This window comes from Variovorax sp. Root318D1 (genome assembly GCF_001424835.1).
Lineage (GTDB): Bacteria > Pseudomonadota > Gammaproteobacteria > Burkholderiales > Burkholderiaceae_C > Variovorax.
The window spans coordinates 107,945-131,689 of sequence record NZ_LMCQ01000001.1 but is presented as its reverse complement, the minus strand read 5'-3'; the positions used below and the strand labels follow the sequence as shown (position 1 = coordinate 131,689).

Below are 23,745 nucleotides of genomic sequence, written 5' to 3'. Positions count from 1 at the left end.
AGCTGAGCCGCCCCGCGGGCCTATCGCCGTGATTCAGCCGTGGCCGATCCGTAGGCGAGGACATCGGCTGGAACCGCTTGTTATGTCGCTCTCCACGTAGGCCAGCATCAGCTTCATCAGGGCGACTGTCTTCTCGTCGATCTGCGGATCTTCGGCAAAAAAGTGATCGCTTCCAAGCGCCACAATTGTCAGGCTGTTGGGGGCGATCGCATCTGCAAGCATCGTCATCCCGTCGTTAGGCCCATCCGAGCTGAGGATCGGGTAGTTGTCTCGCGAGAATCTACTGAGCTGTCCCGACAGGGGAATACCCAGGTAGTTGACAACCAGAATGCCGGAACCCATGTCCAGGCGCGCAAATCGGCTTCTGCTCCGGCTCGTAGACATGCTGCGAATCGCCTCCTTCTCCCACCCCTTAAGCCAGACGATCGGGCTGAACAGCCACGGCCTCGCCTCAAGATGGTCGACAAGCGGGCTGCCCTGAAGGATGCCGCCGAGATTGAGCCAGGCCTTGACAGAGTCCTGGTCCCTTTCGCTCAGCATCTCGCCTAGGACAAGTTGAACGGCAGGTCCGGCGGAACTCGCGCTGGCCAGAATGATCTTTTTTCCCGAGCGGCTTCGCCTGGCAATCTCTGAAGCCAGAACAGTTGCATTCCGCTCCACAGACCCGGTCGGAGGTAGTTCGACCAAGTGGTTCTCCAAGCCAAATCGGCTAACAAGCTCGCGTGGCTTGGCAAAATCGGCGCCGGTCACGTGTCCGTTCCGTGCGTAATCCCAGCCCGGAACGAAGAGCACCACGTAGGAGGAAACGATTCCGGGGTTGACGCCGGCCTCAAACTGGAGGTAGCTCGCAAAGGACTGGTTCAGCGCCCTGTTGCATTCGTCGGTCAGGAGCCGGTGCGCGAGGAACAATGCTGCGAAATCAACCGAGAACACCCGCGAAAGTGCGCTGAGATCCTCTCTCGACGGCGGGGATCGAACATACTCGCGATGCAGAGCATCTATCCTGCCACTCAGAGCGTGGTTCTCGTCTTCGCCCTGCAGGTAGTTTTCCAGGTAGTAACGCGCCACTTCTGAATCCACGGTCGTTCTAACGTGTTGTCCGAACAGGTCGCCTGCAGCGGGAACCCTGGGTGCATAGCTGCACGACGTCAGAAAGAGGCATGCCAGGACAACGCATGCTCCCGGAACTGACGGCCGCCGCCACTTGGTGCGTTCAGACATTACGTTTGACATGAGCGGCAGGCGCCGGGCGTAGCCCGTTGAGAGTTGCGGGTGGGCTGGCGCCGCCGACGACTGCCGGCGCGCAGGCGCAGGGCGGGGGCTGCGAGCGTTGGCCACTCGCCTACACTTTGAGGAACTGGCTACTTGGGTTGCAGTCCGGCTAGCACAGCGCCCAGCTGCTCGTCGTTCAGCGCCGGGCGAACGTCCATTTCCATCAGGTCGGTCCATTCGAGAGCCCAACGCGCCATCGCGGAAGCATCGTTCGCCTCGCTGACGGCAAAGCCCGTGCCGCTCGCCACGTCGTGCCAGCGCCCGAGCATGGTGACGCCTTGTGGGGGTTGCCCACCCGTCTTCGCGAATCGCTCGATGACGGCGTCGCGATTGCCGGCATGAATGCGCCAATGGCTTGAGAAAAGCATGGAGTTCCCCTTTGTCGGCACCGTGAAAGTGCGATGCGGGCTGGTGCCGCGCGAGCAACGCCGGGCATTGGGGATGCCCTGGGTCATGTTGAACGATGCCAAGCGCCGCGATCGTTAAATTGATGTAAAAGTAGTACGCAATGCGCTCTGGCACCGGTACTCGCCACCGCAGAAGGCGTGCAGGGCGCTCTCTGTCGACGCCGGCTTGGTGGCGGCGCCAGCAGCAGCTGCAGTTCCAAGCTCGGTGAAAAATTCCATTCCCAGTGAAAGACGACACCGAGCCCCGCAGTCACCGGTTCGTGAAAACGTTCTTGCGGATCGAACCATGGATGCCCCAGTTGGCATCCACCACCTGCGTCACGCCAAAGTCGGCAGCCACCGACAGCAACGCGATTGCCTCGTCTTCGCTGAGGCGGTGCACCGTCATCAGGAATCGGCGCAGCTTGCGGAAGGCGTCGCGCATGGCCGGGTCGAGCGACGACTTTCCGGCAATCGCCGTCTGCGCGTCTGGCCCGAGGGCGGCCAGGTAGTTGGGGTAGGTGAAGCCGTAGACCGACCACAGCTCTTCGGTCTCCAGCAGCGGGTGGTCGAGGCCTTCGAGCAGGGTGCCACCAAGTTCGGACTGCTTGTGCAGGATGAATTCGAAGTCGCCCGTCAGCGAGGTCTCGATCGCGGTGCCGCCAAGCTCGCTGTCGCCCTGCGCGGCATGCGGGTCGCCCACCGAGAAGAACGCGCCGGGCACGGCCACCGGGTAGTACATGCGCGCGCCCTTGCCGACGCGCCAGTCGTCGATGTTGCCGCCGGTGTAGCTGGGCGGAATGGAGCTCACGAAGTCGGACTCCGACGGCGCGAGGCCCATGGTGCCGAAGTGCAGGCGGGCCGGCACCTTGACGTTGCGCAGGATGTCTTCGCGCTTGTGCACCAGCGTGTGGTCGACGCGCACGCCGGGATAGTCGATCATGGTGTGCACCACGCCGTCGGGGTCGGTCTGCGGCGTCCACACGTAGTTGTAGACGGCACGTGCGAAGGGCTCGCCCGAGGTGTCGAGTTCGAAGATCGTCACCACTTCGCGCGGCTTGGGCTCCTCGATCAGGTCGCGAAAATGGAAGCCCCAGGATGCGGCTACGTTCGAGCCGAAGCAGCGGCCCGCATAGCAATGGTTGCAGCTGGGCCGGGGGCGCACGTCGAGGATGCGGACCTCCAGCACATCGCCCGGCTCGGCGCCTTCGATGACGACCGGGCCGGTCAGCAGATGCACGCCGACGCCCTCGCCCTCGCCGAGCTTGAAAGGCCCCTCCACAGGACCGGCTCCGCGGCGCGGCACGGCCTTGTGCTCGCGCGTCCACGCGAACACCGACTCGGCGCCCGGGTCGCCGGCGATCATGCGCTCGTGGTCGTCGTTGGCATGGTGGGTCAGGGTCTCGATCGTCACGCGATCGCCGGACTTCACGACGAGCGACGGCGCGACCGCCTTGCTGAAATAGCCCCAGTGGATGGTCTGGGGAGAGACGGGCAGGATGTGATGTTTCATGAGGTCCTTCAGGGAGCGGGGCTCAGGCGGGCGTGGGCATTGAAGCGGTCGGCAGCACGTCGGCCGACATCACGCTGAGGAATCGGGCGGTTTCGCGTTGCCGCGGGCGCTGCAGCACCTCCAGCGCGGGGCCGCTCTCGACGATGCGACCACCGGAAAGAAACACCACGCGGTCGGCCACCTCGGCGGCAAACCGCAGCTGGTGGGTGGAGATGACCATCGTCAATCCTTCTTCGACGGCGAGGCGGCGGATCACCTCCAGCACCTCGTTGACGAGTGCAGGATCGAGCGCCGAAGTGGGCTCGTCCAGCAGCAGCACGCTCGGCCCCGGCGCCAGCGCGCGGGCGATGGCCACGCGCTGCTGCTGGCCGCCGGACAGGTGGCGCGGCAGCGCTTCGACGCGGTGAGCCAGGCCCACCCGCGCCAGCAGTTCACGTGCGCGCCGGTCGGCGTCCTCGGCCGTCCAGCCGTGCACCCAGCGCAGCGGACCGGCCACGTTCTCGCGCGCCGTCAGGTGGGCGAACAGGTTGAACTGCTGGAACAGCATGCCCACACCCAGGCGCGCGCGCTCGCGGGCCAGGTCGCTCGGGGTCATGAGCTGGCCGTCGGGGCGGTAGCCCAGGCGCTGCCCGCCGACATGCACCTGCCCTGCATCCCAGCTTTCGAGGTGGTTGATGCAGCGCAGGAGCGTGCTCTTGCCCGAGCCGCTAGGGCCCAGCAGCGCGACCACTTCGCCGGCGTGCACCGTGAGGCTCAGATCCCTGAGCACGGACTGCGCCCCATAGGCCTTGGACACGCCGCTGATGCGCAAGGCCACCGGCGCGTCGGCCAGCCGTGAAGCGCGCGCCGCACGTTCGATGGCGGGCGTCATGGGGACTGGCAGCACCGCCGGCGCCCCGTCCTCGCAATCGGCGGTCGGCACCTCTTCCGCTGCTAATTCTTCCGAGGGCGAAGGGCCAGCGGCCGGTGCCGCGGCACGATGCCACGGCAGCCACCGCGCCAGTCCGCGCACCGCCTGCGGGCGGTCCAGGTCGAAGCGCGCTTCGAGCGCCAGCTGCACCAGGCTGATTGCGCCGGTCAGCAGCAGGTAGATCAGGCCGGAAGCAAAGAAGACCGAGAAGAAATCGAAGGTCGACGAGGCCAGCTGCGAACTGCGCAGCGTGAGTTCCTGCACCGCGATCACCGAGGCGAGCGAGGAGTTCTTGAGCGTGCTCACCGCCTCGTTGCCCATCGCGGGAATCATCGAGCGCAAGGCCTGCGGCGCGACGATGCGGCGCATCAGCACGCGCGGTGTCATGCCCAGGGCTTGGCCAGCCACCACCTGGCCGCGTTCGACGCCGACGACACCCGAGCGGAACATCTCTGCAATGAACGTGGCCTCGTTGAATGCCAGCGCCACGCCCGCGGCCAGCAGGCCGGGCAGCACGATGCCGACATGCGGCAGCGCGTTGTAGACGAAGATCATCTGCAGTGCCAAGGGCGTGCCGCGGAAGATCACCGCATAGCCGCGGGCGAACGTGGCCAGCGGTTTGAAGCGGCTGAGCTGCATTGCCGCCAGCAACAGCCCCACCACCACCCCGCCCGCCAATCCGATGCCGGTGGCTGCAAGCGTGAAGACGATGCCCTGGATCAGGTAGGGCATGGAGAGGTAATGGAGGAAGAGCTCCATGTCAGTACCGCGCGGCCGTTCCGAAGGTACCGGCAGCCTCCTTGGGGGGCAGCAAACGAAGTGAGCGTGGGGGCCTCATGTCACTTCGCCACGAGCAGGCGCGGCGCCTCGAGGTTCTCGACCGGCAGGCCGTTTTTCTTGAGCAGCGCGGTATGGATGCCGGCCTTCTGCAAGATCACCAGCGCGGCCATCACCGCATCGCGGAAGTCGGTCTTGCCTTTGGGCACCGCAATGCCGACCGAATAGGGGATCGTCACCGCGGCCGCCTTCTCCAGCTTGTCCGGGTAGGCCTTGACGGCACTGTCGACGGTGTTGACGTCGTTGATGTAGGTGTCGGCGCGGCCGGCGAGGATGGCCTGGATGCAATTCTGGTTATTGTCGTAGAGCTGGATCTCGGGTTCGGCCTTGCCCACGGCCTTGCACTGCGGGCCCAGCGCCTGGATCAGCGGCACTTCGACATAGCCCGTGTTCTCGGCCGCGATGGTGCCGCACAGCGAGGCGTTGATGCCGGTGATCTTCTTCGGGTTGCCCTTGGCCACCAGCACGCCGTCGAACACCTTCGAATAGGTGATGAAGTCGGCGGCCTTGGCACGCTCTTCGGTGGCGTAGATGTCGGAGATGACGATGTCCGCCTGCCCGGCTTGCAGCGTGGTCAGCAGCGCCGCAAAAGTCACCGGCTTGTAGGTCAGCGTGAAGCCCAGGCAGCCGCCGATGGTCTCGCCCAGGTCGATGTCGAAACCGATGTACTTGCTCGGGTCCTTGGGATCGATGGTTTCGTAGCCGGGCGTGTGCGGGTTGATCGCGTTGACCAGCGTCTTGCCCTTGAATTGCGGGTATTTGGCTTGCAGCGCCGAGCACTCGGCGGGGGCCTTCACGGCCTCGGCGTGGGCCGGCGCGGCGGCCAGTGCGAAGGCCGAAAGGCCAATCGCCGCAATGGCCGCGCCGCGCATGCGGGCCCATACGAAGGCGCGAAGCCGGACGCAGCGTCCGGCCGGGAGGGGAAGGTTTTGCATCGAGGCTCCTGTGGAAACAGCGCGAGCCGGCTGGCACCACGCCAGCCTGCTGCACCGCACCATGTGAGCGTAGGAGCTGCACCGCCGCCGCACTTGTGCGTGGGCGCACGACTGCTTGTGCGGCCGCCGGTCGATTGCCGCCGGTCGTCCAGCGGCAGGGAGCGACCCCTGCGGCTAACTCAGCCTGGAATATTCGGCTCGACCAACTGGGCCAATGCCACGAGCGACTCCTGCCAGCCCAGGTAGCACATCTCCGCGGGAATCACGTCGGGAATGCCTTCCTGCACGACGGACATGTCGGTGCCGCAGGACACCGCGCTCAGCGTCACGGTGGTCTTCATGGTGCCCGGCAGGTTGGGGTCGTCGAAGCGTGCGTCGTATGCAATGCGCTGGCCGGGGACGAGTTCCAGGTACTCGCCGCCGAACGAATGGGTGTGGCCGCTGCCAAAGGCGGTGAAGGACATGCGCCAGGCACCTCCGACCACCGGCTCCATGCTGTGCACTTTGCCGATGAATCCGAAGGGCGGCAGCCAGCGCTCGAAGGCGCCGGGTTCGACGAAGGCACGGTAGACCCGCTCCGGCGGGGCGCGCAGCACGCGGTGCAGACGGACGGTGTTGGTAGCCATGGTGGTGTTCTCCTGAAGTGCAGAGGATGAAAGGAGGCGATGAATCGCTTCGGCATCGGAAGCGGTTGCGCTGTGAATCTGCATGCCTGCTCCTCGAGATTTGAACGGTGGTGAGCCATCGCAGTGAAGGCCGGTGGCGGCCATTACTTGCCTACGTTCTGACGGCGTACGGACGGAGGGTTCACTTGCGACGCCCTTGCCGTCGCGTCGCAGCAAGTGGCTGGCTCAGTCCGCCGGCAACACTTGCCCGACCATCAGTCGATGTCCGTCAGGCGTGGAGACGGCGAACTCGCGCATACCCCAATCTCGGTCGATAGGAGGTTGCATCACGATAGCCCCTCGGCCAACCCACTCGTCGTGCAGCGCCTGTGCATCGTCGACATGCAGGTAGGCAAAGTAGCTGTGGTCACCTGTCGCCGAGGGTAGAAGCGCGCCCGGACAATGACCGAGCATGACGCTGACACTTCCCCTGCAAACCAGTTGCCAGTCCGACCGGCCTTCCCACTGCACGGTAAAGCCGAGTGCGTCACGGAAGTACGCCGTGTTCCGCTCGAGGTCGGGCACCGCGAGCACGTATGCAAAAGGGCGCAGGTCACTGGTTGCAGGCATCGGAACTCCTATGCTGAAAACGAGCGCTTAGGGCGGGTCCCGGCATCCACCTGCGTCCGTCTGCTGCTCTGGGCCTCATTTTGCCTTTGTGCACTCGCCTGCAAGCTGGCTGCGCACCGCTCCAGGATCAGGTCGCCCCCCTGCTCGCGCTGACGAGCGCCGAGTTATTTACCCGGCCAGGGCCAGATCAGCGCGGGTGGGGAAACAGCCGTTCGATCGGGCAATGCGTCTTGATGAACGGCGACTTGATGACGATGTAGCTGAAGTACTTCGCGATGCCGATGTTGCGTTCGAGCAGTTCCTCGATCACTTCCTGGTAGTGGTTCACGCCCCGCGTCAAAAAGCGCAGCAGGTAGTCGTAGCCGCCGCTCACCAGGTGGCATTCGAGCACCTCGTCCACGTCTCGGATCGCGGTCTCGAAACGCACGAAGTCTTCGCGGTGATGGTCCTGCAGCGTGACCTCGGTGAACACGGTGAGCGTGTCGCCAAGCTTCTCGAGCCGCAGGTGCGCGCCATAGCCGGCGATGTAGCCGGCCTGCTCGAGCCGCTTCACGCGGATGAGGCAGGGGCTGGGAGAGAGGCCGACCGCATCCGCGAGGTCGACGTTGGTCATGCGCCCGTTCTGCTGCAGCTGCGCCAGGATACGCAGGTCGAGTCGGTCGATCTTGAAAGCTTCAGACATGGCGGTCCTGAGTAACGGAGAAGGTCCGATTCTGCTTTGCCGGCGGAACTCCGGAACAGTGCTTTCCCGCTCAGGCCGCCAGTGCCGCCCGCACGTCGGCGGCGTCCAGCACTTCGTCGAGCGTTTTCTTCAGGCGCACGAACATCTGCGCGAACTCGTCTTCGGTGAAAGTGAGCGCCGGCGCAAAGCCCAGGATGTTGTCGCCGAAGGCGCGGAACACCAGCCCATTGCGGTAGCCCGCGGCAAAGATGCGGTCCGACAGGCCCAGCGCCGGATCGAAGCCACGCTTGCTCTGCTTGTCGCTCACCAGTTCCAGTGCGCCCAGCAGGCCGCGGTGGCGCGAATCGCCCACCAGCGGATGCGCGCGCAGCGCATCGAGCCCGGCCCCGAAGTGGGCCGCGACGCGCTGGCCATTGGCGAGCACGCCGCCCTCTTCGTACAGGCGCAGCACCTCGAGCGCGACCGCGGCGCTCACCGGGTGCGCCGAGTAGGTCGCGCCATGGCCCACCGGAGCGCCCGCTGGCGCGCCGTCGGCGATGCCGGCATAGACCTTCTCCGAGATCATCGTCGCACCCATGGGCACGTAGCCCGAGGTCAGGCCCTTGGCCATGGTCATCAGGTCGGGCTCCACGCCTTCGGCCTCGCAGGCGAACATGGGTCCGGTCCGGCCGAAGCCGGTGATGACTTCGTCGACGACGAAGAGGATGTCGAGCTCACGTGCGGCATCGCGCATGGCCTTGAGCCAGCCCTTGGGTGGCACGATGACGCCGCCCGAGCCCTGGATCGGCTCGCAGAAGAAGGCGGCCACGTTGTCGGCGCCGAGTTCGGCCACCTTGGCGCGCAGCGAGGCCACCGATGCGGCGATGAGCGCCTGCGGATCGGCGCCGTCCGCGTGGCGGTACGGGTTGGGCGACGGAATGTAGTGCTGCGTGGGCAGCGGCAGGTCGAAGCCGCGATGGAACACGGGCAGCGCCGTGAGGCCCGCACCGGTCGACGAGGACCCGTGGTAGCCGCGCTCCAGCGCGATGAACTGTTTCTTCGACGGCTTGCCGATCGCGTTGTAGTACTGCACGATGAAGCGCACGGCGGCATCGATCGCCTCTGAGCCGCCAAGCGTCATGTAGACGCGGGTCAGCGATGCGGGCGTGATCTGCACCAGCTTTTCCGCCAGGCGGATGGCCGGCTCGCTGCTGAAATGAAAGTAGCCCGTGGCGTACGGCAGGCGACGCATCTGCTCGGCCGCGGCCTGCACGACGCTCTCCTGGCCGTAGCCTACGTTCACGCACCAGAGGCCGGCGAAGGCGTCGAGCAGCTCATGGCCGCTCGCGTCGGTCAGCCACGAACCGCGGGCCGAGGACAGCACGGTGGGGCCGCGCTGCTCGTGGGTGCGCCAGGGCGACACGGGGTGGATCAGGTGGGCGCGGTCGATCGCGTCGAGCGCGGCGTGGTGCGGCAATGCGGTGGGATGCGTCATGGCGGTGTGGGTTTGAAGCGAGAGCGGAGGAAGCCTTCGATGCCTCCAGCTTAGGCGGCGCGGCGCATGCCGTGGTGCTGCTTTGGGGGTGCTGCACAAAGCACGCTGCGGTAATGCGCCGCGCCACAGCAGATCATGCGGCGGGCCTTTTCAGTAGCCCCGCGTGCGATCCACAAGCCCGACCATCGGCTCGCCGGCTTCGAAGCGGCGCAGGTTGTCGAGCAAGGCTTCTGCGGCGCTCAGTGGCTGCGTCATGCTCGCGATGTGCGGCGTGATCTCGATGCGCGGATGACGCCAGAAAGCATGCGTGGGCGGCAGCGGTTCGGGATCGGTCACGTCGAGCACGGCATCGCCGATCTGCCCGCTGGCCAATGCATCGAGGAAGTCGCGCTCGACAAGATGCGGCCCGCGGCCGACGTGCACCAGCCCTGCGCCCTGGGGCAGCATGGCGAACAGCTTCGCATCGAGAAAGCCGCGCGTCGAATCGGTGAGCGGCAGCAGGCACACGAGGATGTCGGTGCGCGCAAGAAAGGCTTGCAGCTCGTCGGCGCCCGCATGGCACTGCACGCCCTCGACCTCGTGCCGCGAGCGGCTCCAGCCCGCACAGTCGAAACCCAATGAGACCAGTTGTGCCAGCACGGCCTGCCCGAGAGAGCCGAGCCCCAGCACGCCCACGCGCCGCTCGCTGGCGGGCCGCACGGGAAGCGCCTTCCACTGCCCTTCCTGCTGCTGGCGCCGGTACTGCGGCATGTCGCGATGCAGGCCGAGCACCGCGTGCGTGACGTACTCGACCATGCCGCGCACGATGCCGGGCTCGACCATGCGGACCACGGGCAATGCTTGGGGCAGCGCTGCAAAGTCGAACTGGTCGACCCCCGCGCCAGAGGAGAACAGCACCTCGAGATTCGGAAAGCGCTCGGCCAGGTCCTTCGGCGGCTCCCAGGCCGCGAGAAAGCGCACCTGTGCCGCATCGCCGATGTCGGGCCAGATGCGAAAGTCGATGTCGGGCCGATGGCGTCCGAACACTTCGGCCCATTGGCGGCCGCGAACGGGATCGGACTTGTAGAGGAAGGTGGTGGTCTTCGTCATCGCGCCGCCTTCAGCCCACGGCCTGCGTCACGATGGCGAAGAGCGACGGCCCTTCTGCCGGGGCCGCAAGCGGCTCGCCGCGCACCATCGTCGTGGGCGCGTCCACGCGCAGCAGGCCGATGCTCTCGAGCCATTCGGCCAGGCCGCTGTCGAAGTCGATGTCGATGCGCGTGAAGTTGCCGGCGTTCGCGCCAGCGAGATGCGCGATCAGTGCCTTTGCACCTTCGGCATCGGGCGCGACCACCGGGCCGATGGCATGGCCGCGGCCGAAGCGCCGCAACATCGCAAAGCCCTTCGGCGCATTGTCATGGTCGAGCACCACGCAGGCATCGGCGTTTTGCAGCAGCTCCGCAATGAGCGCGTCGCGCGGCATGCCGCGTGCCGCCGCATCCAGTGCCTGCAACGCAGGCAGTTCGTTGAGCCCCGCGGGCCGCAGCCGCCAGCCAGGCTGCAGCGCGACCAGCGGTGCCGGCAGCGCAATGCCCTGGTGCTGGCGCATCTCGCCGATGCGCACGAAACCCAGCCGTTCATAAAGCCCGCGCCCCTCCGCGGTGGCGTGCAATAGCACCGTGCGCTTTTCCAGCCCCTCGAGCAACGCGCTCATGAGGCGGTGCCCGATGCGTCGGCCCTGGCAGGCGGGCGAGACGATCACCAGGCCGATGGTGGCGTGGCTCTTGCCCCAAAGCCAGCGCAGGCCAGTCGCGATGAGTTCGCCATCGCGTTCGGCCGCGATGCCTTCGGCATGCGAGAACATCTGCTCCCAGTCCGCGGGGCGATGCGGCCAACGCTGTTCGGCGGACAGCGCATGCGCATGCTGAAGATCGGCGGCCGTCATCGGTCTGAACACCACGCCATCCGCGGCGGGTGCGTTCGAAATAGGTTCGGGCATAGGGAAAACTCTCTGTTGCGAAGGATTGGCGCATCCATCTTGGACGACTTCGCGGCGTCGCACCATAGTGAATTCGGTCTGTTTCGCAACTTGCAAGCTTCGGTTGCAGGACGACCCGGTTTCGCAATTCGCTGCCGCGGCGCGCCCGCATACGCACACAAATGCTGAGGCATCCTGCCTAGGATCGACGGCCACTTTCCATGACCTTCCGCCATGCATGTCTTCGATCCGTTCAACACCCTTCGGCCAGAGCCGGGGGCGCTGTGCGTTCAAAGCCAATCCGCGCTTCAAAAGCGTGCTCTTCGAGCGTGCCGCGACGCATCGAGGTGCATGGTCGCACGCACTCAGGGCACACCGCACGGCATGCCGTCGCCGGCCCCGCAAACCGCAGCTTCACTTCGTCAGGCACCGTTTTTCCCTACATGCCTCGATCGACACCGTGCTGCAATCGCTTCGTAATGAGTTTGTCGCATTTACCACCCTTCAACCAAGGAACTGAGACCATGACCTTCCGTCCCAAATACGTCACCTTCGACTGCTACGGCACCCTCACCCGGTTCCGCATGAAGGAGATGGCCGCCGACCTTTTCGCCGACCGCGTTCCAGCCGAGCGCATGGCCGAGTTCCATGCCGACTTCACCGCCTATCGCTTCGACGAGGTTCTGGGCGACTGGAAGCCCTACGAGGTGGTGCTGAAGAATGCAGTGCGGCGCCTCTGCAAAAAATGGAAGATCCAGTACTTCGACCTGGACGCGCAGAAGATCTACGACGCAGTGCCCACCTGGAGCCCGCATGACGACGTGGCGGCAGGCCTGGCCAAGGTGGCCAAGGAAATCCCGCTGGTCATCCTGTCGAACGCCTCGGACGACCAGATCCAGAAGAACGTGGCCATGCTCGGCGCACCGTTCCACCGCGTCTACACCGCGCAGCAGGCACAAGCCTACAAGCCGCGCCTGCAGGCCTTCGAGTACATGCTCGACTCGCTGGGCTGCAACCCGGAAGACGTGCTGCACGTGTCGTCCAGCCTGCGCTACGACCTGATGTCGGCGGACGACATCGGCATCGTCAACAAGGTGTTCGTCAATCGCGGCCACGGTCCGGGCAACCCGGCTTACCGCTACACCGAAATCAAGGACATCGGCGGCCTGCCTGGCGTCGTCGGACTCTGATCTTTTTCTGCACGTTCGAACGCCCCACGCCATGAAGCTCGACTCCTACTGGACCGATTCCACGCCAGCCTTCAGGCCGGCAGTGCATGCACTGCCGGCGCAGGTCGACATCGCGATCGTGGGTGGCGGCTTCACCGGGCTCTCCGCAGCGCTGGCGCTCGCCAAGCGCGGCGCCACCGTCGCGGTGCTGGAGGCCGGCTCGCGCGTGGCGGCCGAGGCGTCGGGGCGCAATGGCGGCCACGTGAACAACGGGCTGGCCGTGGATTACGCAGAGGTGGCGGCCAAGGTGGGCATCGAGAAGGCCCGGGCCTGGTACCGCGCCTACGACGATGCGGTGGACACCGTGGCGCGGCTGGTGCGCGACGAAGCCATCGACTGCGACTTCATGCGCCACGGCAAGCTCAAGCTCGCGACACGCCCCAACCAGATGGCCGCGCTCGAAAACAGCGCGCGGCGCCTGACCGGCGACGGCGTGGACACCGACGTCGAAATCCTCGATGCGGCGCAGGTGCGCAGCGAGGTTCAGAGCGAGCGTTTTCATGGCGGCCTGCTCTACAAGCGCAGCGGCCAGATGCACATGGGCCGCTTCGCCCAGGGGCTGGCCGAAGCCGCGCAGCGCCACGGCGCGCAGATTCACACCGGCACCATGGTCAACCGCATCGAACGCGTGGGCCAGAGCCATGCGCACCGGCTGCACACCGCCAGCGGCACCGTCGCCGCGGAGCAGGTGCTGCTGGCCACCGGGGCCACGCGCCATGGCGGCTACGGCAGCTTCGGATGGCTGCGCCGGCGCATCGTGCCCATCGGCAGCTTCATCATCGTGACCGAGCCGCTCGGCGCGGAACGCGCGCAAGCGCTGCTCGCGGCCCGGCGCACCTACACGACGGTGGCGAACATCCATCACTACTTCCGGCTCACCCCCGACCATCGGCTGGTGTTCGGCGGCCGTGCGCGCTTTTCGGTGTCCAGCCTGCAGGCCGACGCCGCAAGCGGCGAGATCCTGCGCGCAGGGCTGGCCGAAACCTTTCCGCAGCTCGGCAACGTGCGGCTGGACTATTGCTGGGGCGGACTGGTCGACATGACGCAAGACCGCCTCCCCCATGCCGGCGAGCGCAACGGCCTCTACTACGCCATGGGCTACAGCGGCCACGGCACGCAGATGTCGGTCCACATGGGCGAGCGCATGGCCGCCGTGATGAACGGCGACGCCCGCGCCAACCCCTGGCAAGGCCGCGAATGGCCCGCGATTCCCGGCCACTTCGGCCCACCCTGGTTCCTTCCGGCGGTCGGGCTTTACTACTCGCTCAAGGACAAGCTGGCCTGAGCGCCGCGCGAGTCCACCGTTTTCGATCCGTGTTTGTTTGTTCTTCAACCCTCAGTCATCGGCCCCACAGGAGTACCCCACCATGAGCGACAGCAGCAACAAGAGGTTCGAAAACCTCGTCGGTCCCGGCGAAAGCCTTCGCGTAATGGATTCGCTGAAACGCGGCGCCTCGCGGCGTGACATCCTCGCAATGCTGATGGCCGGCGGCATGCAGGCCACCCTGGCGGGCAGCCTCGCCGGCATGGCGGTGTCCGCCCATGCGCAGACGCCCAAGAAGGGCGGACGCATCCGGGTGGCGGGCGCCACCGCCGCGGCCACCGACACGCTCGATCCGGCCAAGCAGTCGAACCAGACCGACTACTCGCGCTGCAACATGATCTACAACGGCCTCACGTCGCTGGACGCCAGCCTGACGCCACAGCCCGCGCTGGCCGAATCGTTCACCACCAAGGACGCGAAGACCTGGGTCTTCACCCTGCGCAAGGGCGTGAGCTTCCACGACGGCAAGGCGCTCACGCCGGCAGACGTGGTGTTCTCGGTCATGCGCCACAAAGACCCGGCCACCGCCTCCAAGGCCAAGGTGCTCGCCGACCAGATCGAGAGCGTCAAGGCCACCGGGGCCAACGAAGTGACCTTTGTGCTCAGCGCGCCGAACGCCGACCTGCCGGTGATCCTGGGCACCTTCCACTTCCAGATCGTCAAGGAAGGCACGACCGACTTCACCGCTGGCATCGGCACCGGCCCCTACAAGCTCAAGGAGTTCAAGCCCGGCGTGCGCTCGCTGATGGTGCGCAACGACGCCTACTGGAAGCCCGGCAAGCCCTACCTCGACGAGATCGAGTTCGTGGGCATCGGCGACGAGAGCGCGCGCGTCAACGCGCTGCTGTCGGGCGGCGTGGACCTGGTCGGCTCGGTCAACCCGCGCTCGGTGGAGCGTGTGAAGGGAACGCCCGGCTTCGGCATCTTCGTCACCCAGTCCGGCCAGTATTCCGACCTCATCATGCGCAAGGACGTGGGCCCCGGTGCCAACCCGGACTTCGTGCTCGGCATGAAGCACCTGTTCGACCGCGAGCAGATGAAGAAGACCATTGCGCTCGACTATGCGGTGGTCGCCAACGACCAGCCGATCGACCCGACCAACCGCTTCTACTTCAAGGGCCTGCCGCAGCGCCCCTTCGACCTGGACAAGGCGAAGTTCCACCTGCAGAAGTCCGGCATCACCGGCAAGGTGCCGATGGTCGCCTCGCCCGCGGCGCTGTACTCGGTGGAGATGGCCCTGTTGCTGCAGCAGACGGCGCAGCGCGCGGGGCTGGAGATCGACATCAAGCGCATGCCCGCCGACGGCTATTGGTCGAACCACTGGCTCAACAGCCACGTCGGATTCGGCAACGTGAACCCGCGCCCGAGCGCCGACGTGCTCCTGACGCAGTTCTTCCAGTCGGGTGCGGCCTGGAACGAGTCGCGCTGGAAGAACGAGAAGTTCGACCAGTTGCTTGTGGCCTCGCGCGCCGAAACCGATCTGGCCAAGCGCAAGCAGATGTACGCCGACATGCAGACCATGATCCACCAGGACGCCGGCATCGGGATCCCGCTGTTCCTCTCGAGCATCGACGGCCACACCTCCAAGCTCAAGGGCCTGTCGCCCATCCCGCTGGGCGGCCTCATGGGCTACAACTTCGCCGAGAACGTATGGCTGGATGCATGACCCGCCCGCCGCCGCTCGTCTCGACTCTGGGAGCACCGAAATGAACCATGTCATCCTGAAGCTTCTTGTCCAGCGCATCGCGCTGGCGCTTCTGTCGCTGCTGACGGTCTCGGTGATCGTCTTCGCGATCACCGCGGTGCTGCCGGGCGATGCCGCGCAGGAACAGCTCGGCCAGGACGCCACGCCCGAGGCGGTGGCCGCGCTGCGCGCGCAGATGGGCCTGGACGTGCCGGCGCCCGAGCGCTACGCCAAGTGGCTGTTCGGCATGGTGAAGGGCGACCCCGGCCTCTCCGCGACGACGCAGCTGCCGGTGGCCGAGCTGATCGCCAGCCGCCTGCCCAACTCGCTGCTGCTGGCCGCCGTCACGGCGCTGTTCTCGGTGCCGATCGCGCTGGCGCTCGGCATCGCCTCGGCGGTCTGGCGCGGCTCGTGGTTCGACCGCGCCGCCTCGACAACGGCCGTGGGCGTGGTGTCGGTGCCGGAGTTCCTGGTCGCGACGCTGGCGGTGCTGGTGTTCGCGGTCCAGCTGCGCTGGCTGCCGGCGCTCTCGTTCGTCAACGACATCGAGTCGCTGGGCCAGCTGCTGCGCGCCTTCGCGATGCCGGTGCTGGTACTGTGCTGCGTGATCATCGCGCAGATGATGCGCATGACGCGCGCCGCGGTGATCGATCAGCTCGAAGCGCCCTACATCGAGATGGTGCGGCTCAAGGGCGCCTCGCCGATGCGCATGGTGCTGGCGCACGCGCTGCCCAATGCGGTGGGCCCGATTGCCAACGCAGTGGCGCTGAGCCTGTCGTACCTGCTCGGCGGCGTGATCATCGTCGAGACCATCTTCAACTACCCGGGCATCGCCAAGCTGATGGTCGACGGCGTCTCGCAGCGCGACATGCCGCTGGTGCAGACCTGCGCCATGATCTTTTGCTGCGCCTACCTGATCCTGGTGACGACGGCCGACATCTGCGGCATTCTCGCCAACCCGCGGCTGCGGCACCGCTGAAGGAAGCTCCATGGAAACGTCCACATCCCCCACGGTCGTGAGCGCCACGGCTTCCATCGCGCCAATGCCGCAAGAGCGCCGCGGCGGTCCGCTGCGCTGGCTCGCCGGCTTCGGTCCATCGGGCCTGCTCGGCCTTGCGGTGCTGCTGTTCTGGCTGCTCGCCGCGCTGCTCGGCCCCTGGCTGCTCTCGCACGGCACGGCCGCCACGGGCACATCGAACGTCTTCGCACCGATCAGCGCGACGCATTGGCTCGGCACCGACTACCTCGGCCGCGACATGCTGGCGCTCATCATCGAGGGGGCGCGCTACACGATCGGCGTAGCGTTGTTTGCCACGCTGCTGGCCAGCGGAACCGGCATCACGCTGGCGCTGCTGGCCGCCGCCAGCGGCCGCTGGATCGACGCGGTGCTCAGCCGCGGCCTCGACACGCTCACGGCAATCCCGAGCAAGATGTTCGCGCTCATCATGGTGGCAGGCTTCGGCTCCTCGGTGCCGATGCTGGTGGTCACGGCGGGCATCATCTACGTACCCGGCGCCTACCGCATGGCGCGCTCGCTGGCCGTCAACATCAACGCGCTCGACTACGTGACCGTGGCGCGCACGCGCGGCGAGGGCACGCTCTACATCATGCTGCGCGAGATCCTGCCCAACATCCTGGGCCCGATGCTCGCCGACCTCGGCTTGCGTTTCGTCTACGTCGTGCTGCTGCTGGCGAGCTTGAGCTTCCTCGGCCTGGGCATCCAGCCGCCGGCGGCCGACTGGGGCTCGCTGGTTCGGGAGAACATCGGCGCGCTGGCCATGGGCGGCGCCTCGGTGATCGTGCCGGCGCTCGCCATTGCGAGCCTGACCATTGCGGTCAACCTTGTGATCGACAACCTGCCGGGCCGCACCGCCCGCGAACGAGGAGCACGCTGATGGGCGCACCACTCACTGTCCAGGGTCTTCGCATCGTGGCGGGCGACAGCACGCTGGTCGATGACTTGAGCTTTTCCGTGCAGCCCGGCGAGGTGCTGGCGCTGATCGGCGAATCGGGTTCCGGCAAGACCACCACCGCGCTGGCGCTGATGGGCTATGCACGCCACGGCTGCCGCATCGCGGCCGGCCGGGTCCAGATCGGCGACACCGACGTGCTGGCACTCGATGCGGCGCGGCAGCGCAGTCTGCGCGGCCGCACGGTCTCCTACATTGCTCAGAGCGCGGCCGCCTCCTTCAATCCCTCGCGCACGATCATGGACCAGGTGGTCGAGCCGACCGTCATCCACGGCCTGTGCAAGCGGGCCGAGGCCGAGGCGAAGGCGGTGCAGCTGTTCCGCGAACTGGCGCTGCCCGATCCGGAAACCATCGGCTCGCGCTATCCGCACCAGGTCTCCGGCGGCCAGCTGCAGCGGCTCATGGCGGCCATGGCGCTGATCGGCGACCCGGACCTCGTGATCCTCGACGAGCCGACGACCGCGCTGGACGTGACCACGCAGATCGAGGTGCTGCGGGCCTTCCGCCGCGTGGTGCGCGAGCGCCGTGCCACCGCCGTGTACGTGAGCCACGACCTGGCCGTGGTGGCGCAGATGGCCGACCACATCCTGGTGCTGCGCAACGGCAAGATGAGCGAGCTCAACGCCACCGAGCAGATCCTCTCTGCCCCGGTGCACGACTACACGAAATGCCTGCTGGCGGCGGCGCGGCCCGCGGTGCGCGCCTCGGGCCAGGCCTCCGGCGATTCCGCGTTGCTGCTCGAGGTGAAAGAACTTTCATGCGGCTACGGCGCGGTGGACTCCAAGGGCCAGCCGGCCAAGCTGATCCTCCAAGACATCAACCTGAAGCTCTACCGCGGCCAGGCCATCGGCGTGATCGGCGAATCGGGCTCGGGCAAGACCACGCTGGCACGCGCCGTCGCGGGCTTGCTCCAGCCTTGCCACGGCAGCGTCATGTTCGACGGGCACGCGCTCAAGCCTACGCTGCAGCAGCGCAGCCCCGAAGAGCTGCGCCGCATTCAGATCGTGTTCCAGATGGCCGACACGGCGCTGAACCCGTCGCAAACCATCTGGCGCATCCTCGCGCGGCCGCTGCAGTTCTACAAGGGCTTGCGCGGCGAGCCGCTCAAGCAGCGCATCTTCGAGCTGCTCGATCTGGTGAAGCTGCCGCGCACGGTAGCCGACCGCCTGCCGGGCGGGCTCTCGGGCGGGCAGAAGCAGCGCGTGAACCTGGCGCGCGCGCTGGCGGCCGAGCCCGACCTGATCCTCTGCGACGAGGTGACCTCGGCGCTCGACACCGTCGTGGCCGCGGCGGTGCTCGACCTCATGGCCGAGCTGCGCCGCGAGCTCGGCGTGTCGTACCTGTTCATCAGCCATGACCTGCACACCGTGCGCTCGGTGTGCGACGAGATCGTGGTGATGCAGCATGGGCGCAAGCTCTCGCAGGTGGCACGCGCCGACTACGACCGCGGGCCGCACCACCCCTACTACCAGCTGCTCGCGCGTTCGGTGCCCGAGCTGCGCCGCGGCTGGCTCGACGACATGGACCACGCGGCCGCGACAGCAGCCCACACAACCAGGGAGATACACGCATGATCCCCACATTCCGCATTGCGCTGATCGCCGGCGACGGCATCGGCAAGGAAGTGATGCCCGAGGGACTGCGCGTGGTTCTGGCCGCGGCCGAGCGCTTCGGCTTCGAACTCGACTGCCGCACCATCGACTGGGCCAGCTGCGACTACTACGCCGAGCACGGCCGGATGATGCCGGACGACTGGAAGGAGCAGCTGCGCGGCGTTGACGCGCTCTACTTCGGCGCAGTCGGCTGGCCCGAGACGGTGCCCGACCATGTCTCGCTCTGGGGATCGCTGCTCAAGTTCCGCCGCGAGTTCGACCAGTACATCAACCTGCGTCCGGTGCGCCTGTTCGAAGGCGTGCCCTGCCCGTTGGCCAATCGCAAGCCGGGCGACATCGACTACTTCGTGGTGCGCGAGAACACCGAGGGCGAATACACCTCGCTCGGCGGCGTGATGTACGAAGGCACCGAGCGCGAGATCGTGATCCAGGAGTCGGTCTTCTCGCGCCACGGCACCGACCGCGTGCTGCGCTACGCCTACGAGCTGGCGAACAGCCGCGCGCGCAAGCACCTCACGGTGGCCACCAAGAGCAACGGCATTGCAATCAGCATGCCGTGGTGGGACGGCCGCGCCGATGCCATCGGCCGCGACTACCCCGAAGTGAAGGTCGACAAGCAGCACATCGACATCCTCTCGGCGCGCTTCGTGCTGCAGCCCACGCGCTTCGACGTGGTGGTGGCGAGCAATCTGTTCGGCGACATCCTCTCCGACCTGGGGCCGGCCACCACCGGCACCATCGGCTTGGCGCCTTCGGCCAACCTGAACCCCGACCGCAAGTTTCCGTCGCTCTTCGAGCCGGTGCACGGCTCGGCGCCGGACATCTACGGCCAGAACATTGCCAACCCGATCGCGATGATCTGGTCGGGCGCGCTGATGCTGGACTTTCTTACGCAGGGACAGGGCGCGGGCCGCGCGGCGCACGACGCCATCTTGGCCGCGATCGAGGCGGTGCTGCGTGACGGGCCGCACACGCGCGACCTGGGCGGCACGGCCTCGACCACAGAACTAGGCATGGCGATTGCCGAACGCGTCGCGAATTGACTCACCCCCAGGCTTCGCGCACTTCGTGTCGCTACGCCACCCCCCTCTCCGGGGGCAACACCAGCGGCCCGGCAAAGCCGGTTCCGCGGTGTTCCTGGAAGGGACCTCCTTGCCAAACTCAACGAACCCTGAATCAACCATGACTCTGACACTTGAACGCCAGGACCTGCTGCCCGGCCGCCAACTCATCGGCGCCGAATGGCGCGATGCCAGCGATGGCCGCCGCCTCGACGTGACCGACCCCGCCACCGATACCGTCTTCGCAACCGTGCCAGACGGCACGGCCGCCGACGCGCGCGCCGCGGTCGCTGCCGCTCATGCCGCCTTTCCCGCCTGGCGCGCCGTGCCGGCCAAGCAGCGCGCGCAGATTCTCAAGCGCTGGAACGACCTCATGCTGGCGCATCAGGAAGACCTGGGCCGCCTCATCTCGCGCGAACAAGGCAAACCGCTGGCCGAGGGCCGCGGCGAAGTGGCCTATGCGGCCAGCTACGTCGAGTGGTTCGGCGAAGAAGCCACACGCGCCAATGGCGACGTGATTCCCGCGCCGGTCACGGGCCGCCGCATGCTCGCGCTGAAGGAGCCGGTCGGCGTGGTTGCCGCGATCACGCCATGGAACTTTCCCGCCGCGATGATCGCGCGCAAGATCGCGCCCGCGCTCGCCGCGGGCTGCACCGTGGTGTGCAAGCCGGCCGAGGACACGCCGCTGACTTCGCTCGCCCTCGTGAAGCTGGCCGAGGAAGCCGGCGTGCCGCCGGGCGTGCTCAACATCGTGACCGCTTCGCGCGAGCGCACGCCCGAGGTGGTCGACGTGTGGCTGGCCGATGCGCGGGTGCGCAAGATCAGCTTCACCGGCTCCACGCCGGTGGGCAAGCACCTGGCGCGCGCCTCGGCCGACACGCTCAAGAAACTGTCGCTCGAGCTGGGCGGCAATGCGCCCTTCATCGTGTTCGAAGATGCCGACGTCGATGCCGCGGTCGAAGGCCTCATGGCCGCCAAGTTCCGCAACGGCGGCCAGACCTGCGTGTGCCCGAATCGCGTGTTCGTGCAGGCCAAGGTGCACGACGCCTTCGTCGACAAGCTCGCGGCCCGGGTCGGCGCGCTCAAGGTCGGCCCTGCCACCGAACCGGATTCGCAGATCGGCCCGATGATCAATGCGCGCGCGGTCGAGAAGATCGAACGCCACGTGCGCGACGCGGTGGCCCGCGGCGCACGCGTCGTGGTCGGCGGCGAGCGGCTGCGCTCCGCGCGCTGCGACGGCCCCAACTACTACGCACCCACCGTGCTGGTGAATGCAGACCCGACCATGGAGTGCAGCTGCGAAGAAACTTTCGGACCCGTGGTGCCGGTCACGCGCTTCGACACCGAGGCCGAGGTGATCGCGGCTGCCAACGACACGCCCTTCGGCCTGGCCGCCTACTTCTATTCGACCGACGTGCGACGCATCTGGCGCGTGGCAGAGGCGCTCGAATCGGGCATCGTCGGCATCAATGAAGGCGCGCTGGCCGCCGAGGCCGCTCCCTTCGGCGGTGTGAAGGAATCAGGCTACGGCCGCGAAGGCTCGGTGCATGGGCTGGACGACTACATGCACACCAAGTACCTCTGCCAGGGCGGGCTCTGAGCCTCCTCGGGGGCGCTTCGTCGCTTAGCCGGCAAGCGCCGGATAGTCCGTGTAGCCCTTGGCACCGGGCGTGTAGAACGTGTCCGGAGCAGGCGCGTTCAACGGCGCGTCCTGACGCATGCGGTCCACCAGGTCGGGGTTGGCGAGGAAAGCCCTGCCCATGGCCGCCAGGTCCGCGCGGCCTTCGCGCAGCGCCAGTTGTGCGCTGGCCTTGTCGAGGCCGCCGGCGAGGATGAAGGGGCCGTCGAACGCCGCCTTCAGGTCGACCTTCAGCTTCGCCGGGACCGGTGGGGCCCCGATTGCTGAATGGTCCAGTACGTGAACGTACATGAGGCCGAGCGCGGAGAGCTCCTTCACCAGCGTGAGGTACTGTTCGTCCACACCTTCAAAGGCGCCGGCGCCGTTGAACACGCCGTGCGGCGACAGGCGGATGCCCACGCGGTCGGCGCCGATCTCCTTCGCCGCCGCACGGGCGACCTCGAGCACCAGCCGGTTGCGCCCTTCCCCCGTGCCGCCGTAGCCATCGGTGCGGCGGTTGATGTTGGCGTTCAGGAATTGCTCGAGCAGGTAGCCGTTGGCCGCGTGCAGCTCGATGCCGTCGAAGCCGGCTTCGATGGCAAGACGCGCGGCCGTCGCGTACTCGCCGACCGCGGTCTGGATGTCGGCCTCGGTCATGGCGCGCGGCGGCGTATGCGGCTGGCTGCCTTGGGTGTCCGTCCACATCTGGCCCGGGGAAGTTTCCGCTGAAGCGCTGAGCACCTCGGCGCCGGCCGGCAGGTTGGCCTGGTGACTCACGCGGCCGGTGTGCATGAGTTGAACCACGATCTTGCCGCCCTTGGCATGCACTGCGTCGGTCACCAGCTTCCAGCCTTGCACCTGCGCGTCATTGAACAGCCCGGGGATGCGGGCGTAGCCCAGGCCGTTGGGCGACGGCGAGGTGCCTTCCGTGATGATGAGACCGGCGCTCGCGCGCTGCGCGTAGTAGGTGGCCATCAGGCTGTTGGGCGTGTTGTTGTCCACCGCACGGCTGCGGGTGAGCGGCGACATCACGGCACGGTTCTTGAGCGGAATGGCGCGCAGGGAGAAGGCGTCGAAAAGCATGGATTCGTCCTGAAGGAATTGGAAAGAGGAAAGAGAAAAAAACAGAGCGCCGTGGACTGGCAGGCTCAGCCCATGAGGTAGCGCGGGGCCGGCGTTCCGACCTGGGTGGCAGCGAACAGTTCGGAGCGGGCTGCCTCGTACTTTCCCCACAGCGCTGCATCGGCGACAGATGGCCACGTGATCGTTTCGCCCTGGTCCCATCCCGCAAGCGCCGCATCGACCATGTGCTCGGTCGTCATCAAGGCGTCCTTGTTGAGGGCCGCCAATGGCACGCCCGACAGATCCCAGATCTCGGTGGCAGTCGATGCCGGCAGGACCAGTTGGACCTTCACGCCGGTGCCGGCCAGCTCTTCCTGCAGACCCCGGCTGTACTGCAGCACGAAGGCCTTGGTGCCGCTGTAGACGGCGCTGATGGGCAGCGAATGGATAGCCAGCACGGACGCGATGTTGATGATCACCCCCTCTTTTCGCGCGATGAAGGCCGGCACGACCGCTTGGCTCAGGCGCGTCAACGCTGTGATGTTGAGGGCGATCTGGGACAGCGCATCGCCCGCGGATCGCTGGGCCACCGGTCCGAGCCGCGCAATGCCGGCGTTGTTCACCAGCACGCGCAGGTCGGCGTTGGTGGACAGGATCGCCTCGATCCGTGCCAAGTCTTCGTCCTGGGTCAAATCCGCCACGATCGCTTCGGCTTTGATACCGTGCGCCTTCGAAACCTGCGCGCACAGGGCTTCGAGGCGGTCGGCTCGCCGAGCGACCAGAATCAGGTCGTATCCGCGCGCCGCCAGGCGATCCGCATACACGGCGCCGATGCCGGAGGAAGCCCCCGTGACAAGGGCGACTTTCTTGGAGTTGGGAGTTGTCATTGAAGGCTTTCGAATAAAATTGAGTGCTCAACTAAACAAGTTGAGGGCTCAAATGTAGGTTTGAACCGCAGCCGCCTGCCGATGGTTCGGCACTCA

The 23,745-nt window shown here is 66.7% G+C and carries 20 protein-coding genes and 1 pseudogene; 8 read left to right on the top strand and 13 right to left on the bottom strand.

From position 1 onward, the window contains the following. Nucleotides 1-33 precede the first annotated feature (33 nt). From ASC78_RS00555 to ASC78_RS00505, 11 genes and pseudogenes are all read right to left on the bottom strand, one after another. The gene (locus ASC78_RS00555; protein WP_157634335.1) at nt 34-1,080 is read right to left on the bottom strand and encodes a hypothetical protein; all 1,047 of its coding nucleotides are present in this window, start codon (nt 1,078-1,080) and stop codon (nt 34-36) included. 281 nt (nt 1,081-1,361) lie between these two features. After that, nucleotides 1,362-1,640 carry a DUF3303 domain-containing protein gene (locus tag ASC78_RS00550; RefSeq protein WP_055795874.1) on the bottom strand — a complete coding sequence of 93 codons (279 nt, stop codon included), beginning with the start codon at nt 1,638-1,640 and terminating at the stop codon, nt 1,362-1,364. 289 nt (nt 1,641-1,929) lie between these two features. Further along, nucleotides 1,930-3,216 (bottom strand): annotated as a pseudogene (locus ASC78_RS00545) (acetamidase/formamidase family protein); the annotation flags it as partial. Then, nucleotides 3,194-4,840, bottom strand: a complete 1,647-nt coding sequence (locus ASC78_RS00540; protein ID WP_055795118.1) for an amino acid ABC transporter permease/ATP-binding protein — start codon at nt 4,838-4,840, stop codon at nt 3,194-3,196. The gene ASC78_RS00540 and the pseudogene ASC78_RS00545, both read right to left, overlap by 23 nt. Nucleotides 4,841-4,920: 80 nt before the next feature. Then, on the bottom strand, nt 4,921-5,853 hold the full coding sequence (locus ASC78_RS00535) for an ABC transporter substrate-binding protein (protein WP_082517349.1): 933 nt from the start codon (nt 5,851-5,853) through the stop codon (nt 4,921-4,923). Between the two features lie 179 nt (nt 5,854-6,032). Further along, complete coding sequence (locus ASC78_RS00530) at nt 6,033-6,479, bottom strand: SRPBCC family protein (protein WP_055795871.1); 447 nt, start codon at nt 6,477-6,479, stop codon at nt 6,033-6,035. A 225-nt stretch (nt 6,480-6,704) separates the two neighbouring features. Beyond that, nucleotides 6,705-7,088 carry a VOC family protein gene (locus ASC78_RS00525; protein ID WP_055795115.1) on the bottom strand — a complete coding sequence of 128 codons (384 nt, stop codon included), beginning with the start codon at nt 7,086-7,088 and terminating at the stop codon, nt 6,705-6,707. Between the two features lie 187 nt (nt 7,089-7,275). Beyond that, nucleotides 7,276-7,770, bottom strand: a complete 495-nt coding sequence (locus ASC78_RS00520; protein ID WP_055795113.1) for an Lrp/AsnC family transcriptional regulator — start codon at nt 7,768-7,770, stop codon at nt 7,276-7,278. 70 nt (nt 7,771-7,840) lie between these two features. Beyond that, nucleotides 7,841-9,244 (bottom strand): aspartate aminotransferase family protein, encoded by a 1,404-nt coding sequence (locus ASC78_RS00515; RefSeq protein WP_055795111.1) that lies wholly within the window; start codon nt 9,242-9,244, stop codon nt 7,841-7,843. 150 nt (nt 9,245-9,394) lie between these two features. Then, entirely contained in the window at nt 9,395-10,333 is a 939-nt protein-coding gene (locus tag ASC78_RS00510) for a 2-hydroxyacid dehydrogenase (protein ID WP_055795110.1), read from the bottom strand. A gap of 10 nt (nt 10,334-10,343) precedes the next feature. Next, nucleotides 10,344-11,222, bottom strand: a complete 879-nt coding sequence (locus ASC78_RS00505; RefSeq protein WP_055795108.1) for a GNAT family N-acetyltransferase — start codon at nt 11,220-11,222, stop codon at nt 10,344-10,346. A 503-nt stretch (nt 11,223-11,725) separates the two neighbouring features. On the opposite strand from ASC78_RS00505, the gene ASC78_RS00500 reads away from it, so the two are divergent. The 8 genes from ASC78_RS00500 (at nt 11,726) to ASC78_RS00465 (ending at nt 21,682) form a co-directional block, all read left to right on the top strand. Next, nucleotides 11,726-12,391, top strand: a complete 666-nt coding sequence (locus tag ASC78_RS00500; RefSeq protein WP_055795106.1) for a haloacid dehalogenase type II — start codon at nt 11,726-11,728, stop codon at nt 12,389-12,391. Nucleotides 12,392-12,422: 31 nt separating this feature from the next. Next, nucleotides 12,423-13,715, top strand: coding sequence for an NAD(P)/FAD-dependent oxidoreductase (locus ASC78_RS00495; RefSeq protein ID WP_055795104.1), 1,293 nt, complete (start codon nt 12,423-12,425; stop codon nt 13,713-13,715). An 82-nt stretch (nt 13,716-13,797) separates the two neighbouring features. Further along, complete coding sequence (locus tag ASC78_RS00490; RefSeq protein WP_055795102.1) at nt 13,798-15,420, top strand: ABC transporter substrate-binding protein; 1,623 nt, start codon at nt 13,798-13,800, stop codon at nt 15,418-15,420. A 40-nt stretch (nt 15,421-15,460) separates the two neighbouring features. Continuing rightward, on the top strand, nt 15,461-16,417 hold the full coding sequence (locus ASC78_RS00485) for an ABC transporter permease (RefSeq protein ID WP_055795868.1): 957 nt from the start codon (nt 15,461-15,463) through the stop codon (nt 16,415-16,417). Between the two features lie 10 nt (nt 16,418-16,427). Beyond that, nucleotides 16,428-17,333, top strand: coding sequence for an ABC transporter permease (locus tag ASC78_RS00480; RefSeq protein WP_055795100.1), 906 nt, complete (start codon nt 16,428-16,430; stop codon nt 17,331-17,333). After that, on the top strand, nt 17,333-18,982 hold the full coding sequence (locus tag ASC78_RS00475; protein ID WP_055795098.1) for an ABC transporter ATP-binding protein: 1,650 nt from the start codon (nt 17,333-17,335) through the stop codon (nt 18,980-18,982). Before ASC78_RS00480 ends, ASC78_RS00475 begins: the two co-directional genes overlap by 1 nt. Further along, complete coding sequence (locus ASC78_RS00470; protein ID WP_055795095.1) at nt 18,979-20,064, top strand: tartrate dehydrogenase; 1,086 nt, start codon at nt 18,979-18,981, stop codon at nt 20,062-20,064. The genes ASC78_RS00475 and ASC78_RS00470 overlap by 4 nt, the downstream gene beginning before the upstream one ends. A 139-nt stretch (nt 20,065-20,203) precedes the next feature. Beyond that, complete coding sequence (locus ASC78_RS00465) at nt 20,204-21,682, top strand: NAD-dependent succinate-semialdehyde dehydrogenase (RefSeq protein WP_055795093.1); 1,479 nt, start codon at nt 20,204-20,206, stop codon at nt 21,680-21,682. A gap of 24 nt (nt 21,683-21,706) precedes the next feature. Here ASC78_RS00465 and ASC78_RS00460 read toward each other — a convergent pair whose 3' ends face one another. Both ASC78_RS00460 and ASC78_RS00455 read right to left on the bottom strand, forming a co-directional pair. Continuing rightward, nucleotides 21,707-22,783 (bottom strand): alkene reductase, encoded by a 1,077-nt coding sequence (locus ASC78_RS00460; RefSeq protein WP_055795091.1) that lies wholly within the window; start codon nt 22,781-22,783, stop codon nt 21,707-21,709. 65 nt (nt 22,784-22,848) lie between these two features. Beyond that, nucleotides 22,849-23,649, bottom strand: coding sequence for an SDR family NAD(P)-dependent oxidoreductase (locus ASC78_RS00455; RefSeq protein ID WP_055795089.1), 801 nt, complete (start codon nt 23,647-23,649; stop codon nt 22,849-22,851). Between the last annotated feature and the right edge of the window lie 96 nt (nt 23,650-23,745).